We start from the raw sequence: 14,626 nt of genomic DNA, 5'->3' as shown, positions 1-14,626 counted from the left end.
GGAGTCTGATGAGTACCGTTTTTCTCGTGATTCGAGCACTTTTTGGCTATTTGGTGATAGCTTTTATGGGTGTTATTTGTTTTGTTCCGTGCATCGTTGTTGCATGCTTGCCAGAAAAATACAGGTTCAATAACAAAGTTTATTATTTTTTTTCATGGCTTTTTTATCGCGTTATTGTTTGGGGAACATTTTTGCCCTTTGCCGTTGAGGGCAAACATCATATTCCTGAACAGCCAGCAATTCTGATCGCAAATCATCAATCCGCATTAGATATTCCGTTTCTTGGCATGCTTGTTAATTGCCATCCGCATATTTGGCTATTTTTGTCTCGGTACGCGAAAATTCCGATTTTTGGGTTTGTTACGCGGCGCATGAATGTGGTTGTCGATTATAGCGGCTTGCGCAAATTAACCGGGGCGATCACCGATGCAGCCCGTTTAATTAAAGGACAAAAGCGGCATGTTCTTATGTTTCCTGAGGGTGGGCGTGCAATTGATGGAACGGTGCATCGGTTTTATTATGGTTTTGTGATTCTTGCAAAAGAAACAAAACGGCCGGTAGTTCCGGTAATGATGTTTAATTTAAATAAAGCGTATCCGCCAGGAAGTTTTTTCATTCATCCCTATCCAATAAAAATTGTTATTGGCGAACCGTTTCGCATGAGCGATGATGAAACGGACGAAGCGTTTTTGCAGCGTGTCCATAGTTGGTTTGTGCAACAAGTAGAACAAAATAAGTCGTCATCAGTATGAATTTTGCATTTCGATTTGCGTATCCACTTTTTATGTATGTTGGCGTGGGCGTTATTATTGCCGCGCTGTTGATTCGCCGTTATTGGCCGCAAACAACAAAATATCGTTATTCGCTCGCTTCTACTTTCTCAACGCTTGGCTACAAAGCATCGTCGTGGCCAATTTCGTTGCAGAATCTTTTGCGTTCTGCTCTTTTGATTTTCTTGGCGGCACTTGCAGCTCGCCCACAATTAGTTGATGTGCAATCGAAAATCCCTGTTGAAGGGATCGATATTATGATGGTACTTGATGCATCTGGTAGTATGCAGTGTTTTGATGATTTACAGGATCAACGTTCTCGCTTTGAGGTTGCAAAAACTGAAGCGATTAATTTTATTGAACGGCGTGAAAACGATCAAATTGGATTAGTTATTTTTGGGCGCGATGCGGTTTCTCGCATTCCGCTTACCATTGATAAAAAAATTAGTACTGAAATTATAAAAAATTTAGAATTGGGAACGGTGAACCCGGATGGTACGGCGTTGGGTGTTGCTATGGCGATGGCAGCTCGCCGCTTGCAGCAATCTAAAGCAAAAAGCAAAGTGATGATTGTGCTTACCGATGGTGAACCAACTCCGGAGATTGATATCGACCCGCAAACGGCGGTTGATTTAGCAAAAAAATTAGGTATAAAAATTTATACTATTGGCATTGGTGGCGAGCATGGGGGCTTATTTCATGATCCGCTTTTTGGCATTCGCTCGATGGGATTTAGATTGAATAGTACGCTTTTGCGATCGATTGCTGAACAAACTGGTGGCTCATATTTTGAAGCACACCGCCCGCATGAACTGCATCAAATTTATGCACATATCGATGCGCTTGAAAAAACTGCCATTGAGGCAACTATTTTTTCAACTTATCATGAACTATTAGTTCCTGTAGGATGTGCAGCGGCAATTGCGCTATTGCTTGAACTTCTTGCACGTTTGATCTGGGTGGTGCTATGAAAACTTTTTTTGGCGAAATTACGTTTGCGCTTTTGGGTTATCGTTATTTTTTCCCGCTTGTTGTGCTTGCTTGTATTCTGATTTTTTTTATTGCCTATCGGCGGTTTCGGGGTATTTCAAAGCTAGCATCAGTTAAAAGAAGACGCTATTTGGTGACTCACTTTTCAGTTATCAAACTGTTTTTCAAAGTGTTATTGCTTATGGCAGGTTGCGCAAGCCTCTTTATTGTTTTCTTAAGGCCGCAATGGGGTACGATCGAACAAACGATTGAGCAAGAAGGGCGCGATCTTTTTATTGCACTTGATGTTTCGCGTAGCATGCTTGCACAAGACAAGCAGCCAAATCGACTCGCTTTTGCAAAAGAAAAAATTAAACAATTAGTGGGAACTTTAAAATCGGAACGCGTAGGATTAGTAATTTTTTCAGGATCTGCCTTAGTGCAATGCCCATTGACGGTTGATTATGGTGCATTTTTTCTCTTTTTAAATCAAATCGATGCAGAAACAATCTCTTCCGGAACTACCGCTCTTGATCAAGTATTAAAAAAAATTATTGATGTTTTTACCCGAGCTCCTGCTCGAAAAAATAAATTGGTGGTTATTCTGACCGATGGTGAAGATTTTTCAAGCAATCTGACTAAAGTGCGGGAACAAGCGCGGGAAGTTGGTGTGCACATCTTTACTCTAGGTATTGGAACGCCAGAAGGCGCGCCAGTTCCAGTAGTTGATGATGATGGGCGTCAGCATGGGCACCAGAAAAATGAGAAGGGAGAGATTGTTATATCTCGACTCAACGAAGGAATTTTGCGAGCACTATCGGCCGAATCTGGCGGTGCGTATGTTCGTGCATCGGACGGTGATGCGGATATTAAAGAGCTTGTGCGCATGGTGGAGCAGTTTGAAAAAGAAAAATTTGAAGACAAAACGGTGCCAACTCTTCAGGAGCGTTACCCGATCTTTGCGGTGATAGCTTTTGTTTGTTTTTTACTTGAATGGCTGTTATGAAAAAAAATATTTTTCTTTTTGTTTTGTTTTTTTGCGGTTGCGCGCAGGCATTTGATTATAATCCATGGGTGCTGTTTAAAAAATTTCAAGCATCGCGCGCCGATGAGCAGCAGAATTATGAAAATGCAAAAAAAATTACGCATGAATTAATTACGCATAATCCCCACGATACCGAATCCGTTTACAATGCAGGAAAAGCCGCGTATGCATTAAATGATTATAAGCAAGCAGAAAATTATTTTGAGGCAGTTGCAAAAGCATCTGATGTTTCGCCAGATTTGAAAAAACGCGCACTGTTTGATCTTGGAAATAGCCAAGTGCGCCAGCAAGAACTGGAACGCGCACTCGAAAGCTATAAGCAACTTGCGCAATTGGATCCAGGTCATGAAAAAGCTGCAGAAATGATTAAGCAAATTGAGGATGAACTGGAAAAACGAAAACGACAGCAGCAGCAAGAGAATCAAGACCAGAAAAATAATAACGATAACAATCAAAAGAAACCGAACGATAAACAAAGCGATCAGCAAAAAAAAGATCAACAAAATTCAGATTCAAAAAAGAACGAACAAAATCAACAATCATCCGATCAGAAAAATAACGATGAAAATAATGAACAGCAATCTGATAAAAAAAATGAACCAAAACAAAATGACGGTTCATCCGATAACCAAAAAAAAGGCGATCAGTCAAAAGAAGAAAAAAAGGATGGAAAACAAGGATCCGATAATCAAGGAAATAAGAGTTCCGAAAAAAAGAGCGATAAGGGCCAAGAGCGAACTGATGGCAAAGAAAAACAAGAAAGAAGCGCTGGCAATAATGCTCAGAAAGGGCGTGAGCGCGGTGGTGATGAACGACCCGAAAAGCCAGAGGCCGGTGATGGGCAACATAATGAAAAACAAGAACAAAAAACACCTCCTAAACTAAATAAAAATAAGCCTACACAAGAACCAAAAAATGAACAAGGAGCGCCATCGCAGTACGATGCGCAAACACCTTTACAGGATGATCGTTTATCTCAAGACGAACAGTTGTTTTTAAAACGTTTGGATGAGCATGATGCGCAAGCGCTCAAAAGAATGCTAAAAGTTGACGTTAAAAAAGGGATGCCAGTGCACCATGGTCAAAAAAATTGGTAAATTCATCGCGATTTATTTAATAGCGTTTCCAGCATACGCCGGGCAAACGACTCTTTCTTTAGCTATAACCGATCACAACGGAAGGCCAATGCAGCAAGCGCAAGTTGGTATTCCATTTTTCATTGAGGCGGTAATTGGCGGGGATGAAATAAATGTCGGAACTCCCAACATTGAAGGATTAAAAGCGTTTCATATTCAGGATCAAGGAATGGTGAGCACCATGCGAACGACCGTTAACGGCGTTACGACGAATAAAAAAACGCACCGCTATTTGGTACGCGCTGATAAGGAAGGAAGATTTGCTATAGGCCCCGCACAGGTAAAAACCCAAGCGGGTACATTAACTTCAGGCATTGTTTATGTAACGGTCGGCGCGCAGCAAGTAACCACCAATACGGATGAAGCAATTGTGCGTTTACTAATGGATAAAACAAAAGTAGTGGTCGGAGAAAAAGTCGGATTTTCGATACGATTTTATTACCAAAATGGTGTGAGCCTCACCGGCATTTCAGATCCGCAACTAAAAGATATTTCACTGCAAGGGCCGTATACCGGGGTTGAATTGGTAGATGGCGTGAGGATGAATTATTTGGAATGGCGCTCCGATTTTTATCCGAGTGCCGCCGGAAAAATATCAATACCGCCCGTTCGCGCTACGTATAGAATGCAGCGAATGAATCGCTCTGCGGGTTTTGATATTTTTTCGCTATTTGATAATGCATTTGATCAAAAATATATTTATTCAAACGGGCTCTCGATCGATGTAGATTCGTTACCGCACACAAATGAATCTGTTTCAGCAGTCGGTGTTTTTGATAGCATTGAACTCATGCTTGATAAAAATGAAGCTGCCGAGGGCGATGGGATCGTGCTTCGATTGACCGTGAACGGATCGGGCAATACGGAAAAAATGCTTTCTCCAAAACTTGTACTTCCTCAAGGATTAACTTCGTATGACTCACAAACGAGCTTGCGCGATTTTGGTGGCGGAAAAACTGCAACGATTTTTGAATATATTGTGCAGGGTATTAAGCCGGGCTCCTATACGATTCCAGAGCAAATGTTTACCTATTTTAATACGCAGGATCGTTCATATAAAACACTCAAAACTTCTACTGCCCATCTTACGATTACGCCAGGTACCGGATTTACTCCGGATCAAAAAGACTCGTCACCTACCATTGAAAGTGCGGCAGGCGATGTATCAACATCACAATCCGCACATGAACAAATACCGTTGTTGCCCCATGGTGCAATTCATTCACCTTCTCATTGGCAACTTCCCTGGTCATTTTTCTGGGCCGGCATATTCGGATTTTTCTGCGCGTTATTAGCACGATACGTACAGCCGTTCATTTTGCAACGGCGTTTATCGCGTTCAACAAAAAAAGAATATGCATTTGCAAACGCTCGCTCACGACTTGCTCGCTTAAAAAAAGCAGGACGAAGCAAAAGAGCGCTCTACGATTTATTCATGCAGTTTTTTGCACAACGCGCTCAGTGCCCAGTTAACGAAATGACCGAAGATCTTATTAATGAGCAATTGAAACAAGCAGGTTGCTCAAATCAGATGATCGATCAATGGGAGATTTTCTTTAAAAAGTGTGCAGCATTCGCTTTTTTTTCGGGCGATGCGGCTCGTGATAATGAACAAACCCTTTACCAAGAAGCAGAACAATGGTTATCGCGCCTTCAAGAATATCTTTAATCTTCGTTCTCTTTTATTCGGCAATAGCGTACGCAGTACAAAATGACCAAGAGATCTTTTTACAAGCCCGAAGGCGGTATTTCCAAAATGAGCCACAAAAAGCGTTCGAACTTTACACCTCAATTGAAAAAAAAGGTGATGCAGTTTGGTTCAATAGTGGTGCTTGTCTACTTGCGCTTAACAAACAAGCTGAGGCACTCGCTTATTGGTATCGTGCGCGAAAAGAGGCGAGTTTTGTATCGTTGCCCTTTATTGATCATGCAATAAGCAATCTTGAAAAAACGCTTAATGATAATTCGAGAACGAATGTCGATTCTCGATGGCAGTTTTTTGAACGAACTTCACTTCTTTTTTCACTCGGCACCTGGCAATTACTTTTTCTATCAGTTCTTTTTTTATTCGGTTTTTGCGTATTCTATGCAAGCCGCATGAAAAAAATAGTGCTCGTTTTTTTTGCCATTGTTCTTTTATTATTAGCAGTGCTGATTTTTGCAGCGAATCGATTGAAAACGAGCTCTATTGGGATTGTTGCTCAAGAAGAAGCGACGATAAGAATAGCTCCCGATGAATCTTTTGATCAGGCATGCTTGTTGCCGTATGGTTCATCAGCACAAATCTTGCAAAAAGAAGGCCAATGGTATAAAATTCGGCACCATACGTGTGTTGGATGGGTTAACATAGCTGATGTTGTCCGAGCTCAGTGAGCATGTAAGGGAATGTATTAAGAGCAACATAAAATCTTTACCATTTTTCTTTCATCTCTTTTTTGTTTCGATATTGGGAGTGATGATTATTTTACTCATCGGTACCTATCGTGATCTCATGGAACAAGGAAAGCAGCTTGTTGAGCTTAAAAATGAGTACGACACGTACGTTCTGGTTTACAAGAAAATATTTGATGAATATAAAACGATCAAACAAGCCGGCGGTAGCTCTTCAGGCCAGGAATTGCTTCCTATAATGGAGAAAGATGCAGGAAATACTTTCGAGGTTGTTAATCGAAATGCAAACTATTTAGCCGAATCTGCGTGCGATTTTGGAAAAAATTATAATCTAGAAGATTCGTTACGTTTTCTTTATGGGCTTGACGGATCGCGCTACGAAGAGCCTCGCAGGCCGGTGGCGAAAAAAAGAAAGCGCGTTCAGGGTAAAAGTGCTCGTTCATCAAAGCGCCGTCCTATGATAAGTTTACATCCTCGCACCGATATTCCGATGCAATGGCCAATCGTGCGCGATCAGTTTTGGTTAAGTTCAAGATTTGGATGGCGTAAGCGCGGCCAAGAATTGCATTTTCATACCGGAATCGATCTTGCAGCAATGAATGGAACGCTTGTTACTGCTGCAGCCCGTGGCGTTGTGATTGAAGTTTCCTTTTCAAAAAAAGGTTATGGTAATACAATAGTTATTGCTCACGGCCAAGATCGGACTTCGCGTTATGCGCATTTGGAAACAATCAAAGTTCGTTATGGGCAAAAAGTTGAAGCGGGCCAACAAATCGGTTGTGTTGGCGCTACCGGTTTAGTTCTTGGTAGAAACGGAAAAAAAAGTGCTTCACATCTTCATTTTGAAGTAAAAGAGCACGGAAAACATGTCGATCCATTATTGATTTTAACATAAGATACAAAGGACGTCGGGTATGACCTTTATTCAAAAATTTCGCGCATGGCTTCGTAGGCCAAATAAATCGACGATTGAACAATATATAGAAACGTTTATTGTCGTTGTGCCAATCGCTTTTATTATTCGCACTTATTTTTACGGTTTATACCAGGTTCCAACCGGATCAATGGAAACAACGATGCTTGTTGGTGAACGTTTTTTTGCCGATAAATTTTTTGTTAATTTTTATCCAATTGAGCGCGGCAATATTATTACATTCAATGATCCGAATTTTGCCTATTCCGATGTTTGGTATAAAAAATTATTTGAAAATTACGTATGGGGCCCATCAAATTGGACAAAACGAGTTATTGGTATCCCGGGTGATCATGTAAAAGGCGTAATTGAGGATGGAAAACCGGTCGTTTATCTTAATGGCCAGAAATTGGATGAGCCGTACATTAATAAATATCCGCTTATCGCCTTGTATCGCGATAGTTCGCAACCTTGGGATTTTCGTTCTTATGATCCGTCAGTTTCTTACGAAGAGCAACCTTTTTACGCAATGGATGAATTTAGCGTAGAACGCGCGAAACGTTTGGTTCGCAACTATAATGATTCGAATATAAAAATGCCGTACCAACCGGTTGAATGTTATGGAAGAACAGTTGATGAGTTTGATGTTCAATTGGGAGAAAATCAATATTGGGCAATGGGCGATAATCGACAAGGGAGTAACGATTCACGCTATTGGGGGCCGCTTGATGGCTCTCTGATTCATGGTGTCATTAAATGGCGCTTGATTTCGATCGATAGTACCGATTCGTGGCTCATTTTTGATCTGGCTTCGCATCCAATCGATTTTTGGAAGCGTGTTCGTTGGAACAGATTCTTTCAGCGTGTTCGCTAAAAATATTGCAACGCAATAAATTTTTGATACAGTATGGATGATGCATGAAAATAGGAAATTTTATTAAGGAAATAGCAATGATGGCCCCCAATAAAGTGACGCTTGGTGTAATTCTTGTCGGGATAGCAACCTTAAGCGCTTGCCAGTGGTTTGGTTCTTCGAGTCATCACGAGCATAAGCCATCGCTTGTGGTGGTGAACGTGCTTGATAAGCAATATTATGATGATGCCCATATTGCGGGTTCTATAAATGTACCGCTTGAAGAACTTGAGAATTATGTACAGAAGAATCTGGGCAAAGACACTGAGATTGTGATATATTGTGGTAATTATAAGTGCTTAGCAAGTTCTGAAGGCGCTAAAATGCTAACAGATCTTGGCTATAATCATGTTTGGGCCTACGAAGGTGGTACTGCAGAGTGGAAACAACTTGGTTTCCCAATCAATGGTGCGGGCAAGGAAGTTTATTTAAATGACCTTGAAAAGCCAGAAGGTATGACGCACGAAGGCGTTAATATGATTACAGCACAAGAACTTAAAGAGAAAATTGAAAAGCACGCGCAAAAAAGAGATTGCTGCTAATTAGATAAGCGTTTCGCGGCGGTATAGCCAAGTGGTAAGGCATGGGACTGCAAATCCCTGATCCCCGGTTCGAATCCGGGTGCCGCCTCCAATCTAAGTTTATCTGGGCCTTCCTGCAGCAAACTACTATTGGCAGGCCAATCTTCGCCAAAATGACTTAATATTTATTAAGTAAAGTCGAAAGCGAAGATGGCCCATCATAGCGTTAGCGGATGGGTCGTAGAATTTAGAAAATCCGGAAAAAAATTAAAATTATTTTGAGTGGATGAGTACTTCAAAAAAAATTGAAATAGTTTACAATAAATAAAAAAATGGTTGCCGGGATGGCGAAATTGGTAGACGCAAAGGACTTAAAATCCTTTGGGGTAATTCCCCGTGCCGGTTCGAGTCCGGCTCTCGGCACCAGCTTTCCCTAAAGCTTCAGCTGGCATGCCAGTTCTTTAGCTGATTTAAAAAAACATTAGTAGAAAGATTGGAAGAAAATGCTGCCCGTAGAACCTTGCCAAGGCGAAATCAGTAGGTAAGCGAAGACTGGGCATTGCAATAAAAAAATCTTTTACTAAATTATTCGCCTGGCGCAGCCAATAAACACAGAAATGAATACCCCAAACAGATTCACCTTTCGTTGATTAATTGTTTAATCGTTTTCTGTGCAAAAAATTTTTTTTAATGCGACATTTTTTTAATAAAAAAACACATTTTATTTAGGTGCGATTTTTTTTTATTTTCCGCTTTAAAATGAGCAATTTATTTTTTAACTATTTATAAAAAAAACAGTGCGCACTCTTTTTAAATGAAAAATTCTTTCTGGTAAGCAAATTCAGATATAAAAATCTTTTTGCACAACAGAAAAATATAAATTTTTTTATGGGCGATTTTTTAAAAAAAACGTTCATTTTTATCGCGGATTCGCATGTTATGATAAAAAAACTTCTTGACAAAAGTTTTACTCATAATATTGTACGAATTAGACGAGATTTTGTGGGTATGCTCTTTTGTACGATAAAATAGAAAGCCTCAAATAATTGAAAGAAAGGCAAAAAAATGAATAAAGCGATGGTTGTTGAATTAATGGCCAAAATGACCAAGGAATCAAAAGCAACATGTAAGCGTTGCTTGGAAGCGTCAATGGATGTAATTAGCGACGCTCTTAAAAAAGGTAAACCAGTTGTATTGACTGGCTTTGGAACATTCTCTGTATTAAAGAGAAAAGCACGTACAGGTGTTAATCCTGCTACTGGTGGCAAAATGCAAATTCCTGCTAAAAAGGTTCCTAAGTTCAAGCCAGGCAAAGCGCTTAAAGAATTGGTTTCGTAAAGAACTGAATCTAAGGCTTTCAGAAAAAGAGGTGCTCTTAAAACGAGCGCCTCTTTTTTTTGGCTTGCAATAACTTTTTTAGAACAATTATACTGGGTAGAATAATTGACGCATGATCTAAAGGATGAGCATGGAAAAAATTTCAACGAATAATTGGTTTGGTATAGCAAAAGAAAAGATTGATGAAGGTGCACGTAAATTAAATATATCATCAAGCACGCTTACAGAAAGTGCTATCGCTCTCGGATCGGGTTTTGTTATTGGGTATTTAGCAAAAAAATATGGCCGGCCAATTTTAGTGTCTGCGTTCATGCTTATCGTAGCATTGGTAATTCTTAATTATTTTTCAGTGATTACGATCGAATGGTCTAAAACAAAGGCACTTATCGGCCTTTCACCAAATGATGATGCTCATGCGATCCTTAATCATATGGGGCAATGGATAAAAGATCACACGATTGCAGTTGTTGTTGGCGCGATCGCTTTCCTGATTGGGTATTCCATCAGATAAAAAGGGGAGATGTAGAATGAAAAAGCCGGAGACGTTTGTTGAGTCTTTGACAAAAATTTTGCAAAAACAAAACGCAATAAAGCAGGAAGATGCGCACTCGCTAAAAAAAATATTTTATGATCGTTCCGATTTAGCATTTGATGAATTCTTGCTGGAAGAAGGATTAGTAAGCCGTTCACAATTGCTCAATGCATTAAGTGAACTTTATCAAGTTCCTGCGTTTGATGTTACCGGTTATTTTTTTGAGTACCATACATTGCATGAATTTCCCAAAGATGTGATGCTTCGTTATCTTTTCATTCCGGTAAAGCTTGATGAAAACCATAACCTTTTCGAACCGGATGAAGATATTCTGCCGGTGATTGCAAACAATCCAAATGATCCAGATTTACTCGAAGAGATTGGCAAATATGTTTCATACGATATTAGTTTCATGGTTGGATTGGCGCGCGATATCAGTGATGCGGTAAAAGAGTTCTATGATAAATCCCCAACGGAACTGCACACCGATGACGATGTTAATCAGCTTGTAGAAGAAACTGAAGAGGTTGACGAGTTGCTCCATCCGCATACTCGAAAAGATGACGAGTAATTGCATGCAGATTGATCGTACAATTACTGAATATTCGGCGGTAGATCTTGTCGATAAATTAATCATGCGAGCGATTGAATGCAAGGCATCGGATATTCATTGCGAACCCCTTGATAATCTTTTGCGTATTCGTTATCGGATTGACGGAGTACTTTATGATCAACCGCATCTGCCGGAATCGCTCGCGCTCCAAATTTTATCCCGCATTAAAATCTTAGCACATACCGATATAGCCGAGAAACGCATTCCCCAAGATGGCAAGTTTCGTGTTCGCGCGGGTATTCACGAAATCGATTTGCGCGTTTCAACATTTCCCTCAATGCACGGCCAAAAAATTGTGATACGCATTCTTGATCGGCAGCATATGACGATTGCGCTCAATCGTTTGGGATTGCAGCTTACGATGTACGAAACGCTTTCATCGATACTTAATAAGCAGAGCGGATTTTTTTTAGTTACCGGACCAACCGGATCAGGAAAAACAACAACGCTTTATGCGGCACTTTCCGCGCTCAATTCTCCAGAAAAAAATATTATCACGCTTGAAGATCCTGTGGAATATCACATTGAGGGTATTACGCAAGGCCACATTCAATCAGATATTGGTTTTACGTTTGCGCGAGGCATTCGTGCGATGCTTCGCCAAGATCCGGATGTCGTCATGGTTGGAGAAATTCGCGATATAGAAACGGCAAAAGCTGCTATTGAAGCATCGCTTACCGGACATTTAGTTTTAAGCACATTGCATACCACCGACGCGCCGGGGGCCCTTATGCGTTTGATGGATATGGGAATCGAACCATTCTTAATTAACGCTTCCGTTTCAGGAATTCTTGCGCAGCGATTAGTGCGCAGGCTTTGCACTGCATGCAAAATCGAACGATTACCGACCGATGACGAAAAAATTATTCTTGAGCGACTTGATTTGCATCTGCAAACAGTATTTAGCAGCACCGGTTGTTCAGCATGCCTTAATTTGGGCTACAAAGGCCGTATCGGCATCTTTGAACTTTTAATGATGAGCCATGGCCTGCGCGCACTTGTTGTTCATAAACCGATTTTTGACGCAATTGCGGGGCAAGCAAAAGCGGACGGGATGGCGACGCTTCTTGAAGATGCAAAATACAAGGTGCAGCAAGGAATTATTTCGCTCGCAGAATTAGTACGCGTATTGCTCTAGTGATTTAATTTTGCGTCGGAGTTTTGAGTCTATTTTCAAAAAATTTAAAAATGATATTCCCTGCTTTATCGAGATATTCTTTACCAAAAGAATTTCGACCTAAGATATAACACAAGCCACCAACAATCCCCATTGAGATATAAAAATGACGTTTGTGTGCTGGCTGGAAGTTTCTACTTTCAATGTATACAGTAGGATGCCTGAACAATTGTCCCAAGTTATCACGTGTTTCCGGGTCATAATCAATTTTTGGTCTGATTGCTTTATCATTCATCGCATTTATAAGATTTCCGACAACTTTCCTCTGAACAATAGGTTTTGAAGCCATAAAATCTAAAAACTCTTCTTCGGTCGATAAAGAATCTTTTACTTTTTGTTTGATTAGTTCATGGTTTCCGGCAGCATCTTGTACTTTTTTTTCATTCAATAATTGGGTTAATTTCTGAGGGTCATCGATCAATGCTGTTCTTACATGCGAAAAACCGGGTAACGACACAATTTTCTTTGAATAACGTTGGAAATACGCTTCGTTCAAAATTTGATCTACGAGCGGAGATAGATTATAGACAATGATTCGTTGGTTATCCTTATCACCGTTATGGTACTCCTTGGCATTCGTTGATTGCATTATTTTTTTTATTGCCATTTCGTGTTGAGGAACAAGGGGCTTCCCGCCAAAATTGAGTTGCACGTTTGGAGCATATTGTGCTTCTGTAAAAAATGGTTTTACGTCCGCATGCTGCTTTCCCCCAAAGTCAATGTCATCTACGATTCGTATTTTTTCTTCTTCTTTTGACTCTTGTTTAATAAGAGGTTGCTGTTGTACAACATCCTGAACCGGAGCCATCTCCATCGCTATGCAAATATTTGTTAGTAAAATGATTGGTAAAATTATTTTTTTCATCTCATACCTAAATTAAGAATTAGTTTAATCGTAATATAAACCGATTCTTATTTTAGGATTGACGCAAATATTGTCAATTTGTGCGGGATTTAGATGTGAAAGGCAAAAGAGTTATTTTTTTGAGAATGATGCAAAGTAGCTATAGAGATTTTTAATATCAGCTTTGCTGTTATAGAGGATTGCTAAATATGCGCAAATTCCTGCAGCAGCACAAAATTCAAATCTATCCCAGAGACGAGCGGAGCGACGGACTTCAGCTTCTGTCGCAACTTTGTTTGCAATTGTTGTCTGTTGTGTTGCCGCAGGCTGAACTGCATTCTGGGCAGGGATTGGTGGTTGCGGGGTGCTGGGTAGCACGATATTTTCGGGAAAGATATAGCCTCTTTTGTAGTTATTTGGCAAGCGTGTGATTTTCTGCGTTACAATTTCTTTATAAAAGTCTTCAGTGTTTACAATCGTATTTGCGCAGGCCGCAGAATTTATTGATACCGCTAAACTGTTTTCTGAAGTTAGGCTTGAGCTATTTGGATACGAAATTTTTTCTGAACTTCCAATATCGGTTAGTTTTGTATTTGAAAAAGTAGAACGCTTTTCAAGCAGCCTTGCGTCGATGATCGTTTTGATTTTTTCTTCTTTCTCTTTAATTTCATTTTCGAGCTTCCGGCATATTGGATCGTGTTCAAGCATGAACTTTCTGAGGTGGCTTAAGTCCAGATACTGTTTGCCTGTTTTGTTCATGCGGATGATGCTAAGGCTTTTGAAAATTTTTAATAATTCTGGGTTGCCCATGAAGTAGGGATTATCTTTCTCTGCACTAAAAAAGAAATAAGTACTTTGGGAAAAATTGGGATTGTTTGTTAAAACATTGCTTGTGACGGTTATATTTTTTTTCTGTGATGGACGTGGAGTAGCAATAGTTTTTAAATCGCGAATAGTAAGATCTTGCGTCGGATTTTCTAGATAGCTCGTATTTGCAGCTGAAGCAATCGATAAATTTTTTATTACAGGGTCGTTTTCTAGAATAACATTTCTCAGATCAATTAAATCGATATATTCAAATGGGTTTTTACCCTCTGAATTTACACGAATTCCTTTGGCGATTATCGTTTTCGAGAATGCTTTAAGCGCTGCGCTCTTGTAGCGTTGTTATCTTCACAATCATATCCAAGAAAAACTTCAATATCTTTAAGTGATTTAGTTTTGATAATTTCAGGCGTTCCAAGCTTTTGATCTAAAATTACGTTCGATACTAGCATGGTTTCTGGATCGGTATACGTAAAATTCCGTACTGTTTTTTGCATGCAAAAAACAGGCGCTGCGAGCCCCATCAAAAATGTTAATAATAAATATCTAAAAAACATAATTAGCTTCCATTTTTTCATGTATTTAATACTATTATTCTGTCTACCAGGCCCGCGCTAATTGTCAATTAGAGATATTTTA

General features: G+C 39.9%; 16 protein-coding genes and 2 tRNA genes. 15 read left to right on the top strand and 3 right to left on the bottom strand.

The genetic code is table 11. From position 1 onward, the window contains the following. Positions 1-8 precede the first annotated feature (8 nt). The 15 genes from VHO47_03880 (at position 9) to VHO47_03810 (ending at position 12,279) form a co-directional block, all read left to right on the top strand. The gene (locus VHO47_03880; GenBank protein HEX2978229.1) at positions 9-752 is read left to right on the top strand and encodes a lysophospholipid acyltransferase family protein; all 744 of its coding nucleotides are present in this window, start codon (positions 9-11) and stop codon (positions 750-752) included. After that, entirely contained in the window at positions 749-1,741 is a 993-nt protein-coding gene (locus tag VHO47_03875; GenBank protein HEX2978228.1) for a VWA domain-containing protein, read from the top strand. Before VHO47_03880 ends, VHO47_03875 begins: the two co-directional genes overlap by 4 nt. Continuing rightward, the gene (locus VHO47_03870; protein HEX2978227.1) at positions 1,738-2,745 is read left to right on the top strand and encodes a VWA domain-containing protein; all 1,008 of its coding nucleotides are present in this window, start codon (positions 1,738-1,740) and stop codon (positions 2,743-2,745) included. Before VHO47_03875 ends, VHO47_03870 begins: the two co-directional genes overlap by 4 nt. Then, positions 2,742-3,881: a tetratricopeptide repeat protein gene (locus VHO47_03865; GenBank protein HEX2978226.1), complete on the top strand. Its 1,140-nt coding sequence runs from the start codon at positions 2,742-2,744 to the stop codon at positions 3,879-3,881. The genes VHO47_03870 and VHO47_03865 overlap by 4 nt, the downstream gene beginning before the upstream one ends. Next, entirely contained in the window at positions 3,862-5,589 is a 1,728-nt protein-coding gene (locus VHO47_03860; GenBank protein ID HEX2978225.1) for a BatD family protein, read from the top strand. Before VHO47_03865 ends, VHO47_03860 begins: the two co-directional genes overlap by 20 nt. After that, complete coding sequence (locus VHO47_03855; protein ID HEX2978224.1) at positions 5,559-6,293, top strand: SH3 domain-containing protein; 735 nt, start codon at positions 5,559-5,561, stop codon at positions 6,291-6,293. Before VHO47_03860 ends, VHO47_03855 begins: the two co-directional genes overlap by 31 nt. Positions 6,294-6,375: 82 nt before the next feature. Further along, positions 6,376-7,206: a M23 family metallopeptidase gene (locus VHO47_03850; GenBank protein HEX2978223.1), complete on the top strand. Its 831-nt coding sequence runs from the start codon at positions 6,376-6,378 to the stop codon at positions 7,204-7,206. Between the two features lie 19 nt (positions 7,207-7,225). After that, positions 7,226-8,098 (top strand): signal peptidase I, encoded by an 873-nt coding sequence (gene lepB / locus VHO47_03845; protein HEX2978222.1) that lies wholly within the window; start codon positions 7,226-7,228, stop codon positions 8,096-8,098. Between the two features lie 44 nt (positions 8,099-8,142). Continuing rightward, positions 8,143-8,679, top strand: coding sequence for a rhodanese-like domain-containing protein (locus tag VHO47_03840; protein HEX2978221.1), 537 nt, complete (start codon positions 8,143-8,145; stop codon positions 8,677-8,679). A gap of 17 nt (positions 8,680-8,696) precedes the next feature. Then, positions 8,697-8,770, top strand: a tRNA-Cys gene (locus VHO47_03835). A gap of 226 nt (positions 8,771-8,996) precedes the next feature. Next, a tRNA-Leu gene (locus VHO47_03830) sits at positions 8,997-9,084 on the top strand. Positions 9,085-9,723: 639 nt separating this feature from the next. After that, on the top strand, positions 9,724-9,996 hold the full coding sequence (locus VHO47_03825) for an HU family DNA-binding protein (GenBank protein HEX2978220.1): 273 nt from the start codon (positions 9,724-9,726) through the stop codon (positions 9,994-9,996). 130 nt (positions 9,997-10,126) lie between these two features. Continuing rightward, positions 10,127-10,507, top strand: coding sequence for an FUN14 domain-containing protein (locus tag VHO47_03820; protein ID HEX2978219.1), 381 nt, complete (start codon positions 10,127-10,129; stop codon positions 10,505-10,507). Positions 10,508-10,523: 16 nt separating this feature from the next. Continuing rightward, positions 10,524-11,099 (top strand): hypothetical protein, encoded by a 576-nt coding sequence (locus VHO47_03815; protein HEX2978218.1) that lies wholly within the window; start codon positions 10,524-10,526, stop codon positions 11,097-11,099. Positions 11,100-11,103: 4 nt separating this feature from the next. Beyond that, a complete protein-coding gene (locus VHO47_03810; protein HEX2978217.1) occupies positions 11,104-12,279 on the top strand; it encodes a GspE/PulE family protein in 1,176 nt (391 codons plus the stop codon). A gap of 4 nt (positions 12,280-12,283) precedes the next feature. Here the strand turns inward: VHO47_03810 and VHO47_03805 are convergent, their stop codons facing one another. The 3 genes from VHO47_03805 to VHO47_03795 all read right to left on the bottom strand — a co-directional run bounded on the left by VHO47_03805 (position 12,284) and on the right by VHO47_03795 (position 14,544). After that, positions 12,284-13,183 (bottom strand): hypothetical protein, encoded by a 900-nt coding sequence (locus VHO47_03805; protein ID HEX2978216.1) that lies wholly within the window; start codon positions 13,181-13,183, stop codon positions 12,284-12,286. 111 nt (positions 13,184-13,294) lie between these two features. Continuing rightward, positions 13,295-13,921, bottom strand: a complete 627-nt coding sequence (locus tag VHO47_03800; GenBank protein HEX2978215.1) for a hypothetical protein — start codon at positions 13,919-13,921, stop codon at positions 13,295-13,297. Positions 13,922-14,283: 362 nt separating this feature from the next. Beyond that, positions 14,284-14,544, bottom strand: a complete 261-nt coding sequence (locus tag VHO47_03795) for a hypothetical protein (GenBank protein ID HEX2978214.1) — start codon at positions 14,542-14,544, stop codon at positions 14,284-14,286. Positions 14,545-14,626 lie beyond the last annotated feature (82 nt).

The organism is Candidatus Babeliales bacterium (genome assembly GCA_036260945.1).
GTDB lineage: Bacteria > Babelota > Babeliae > Babelales > JACPOV01 > JACPOV01.
Note: the sequence above shows the minus strand (reverse complement) of the source record. Positions and strands in the feature narration are given on the sequence as shown.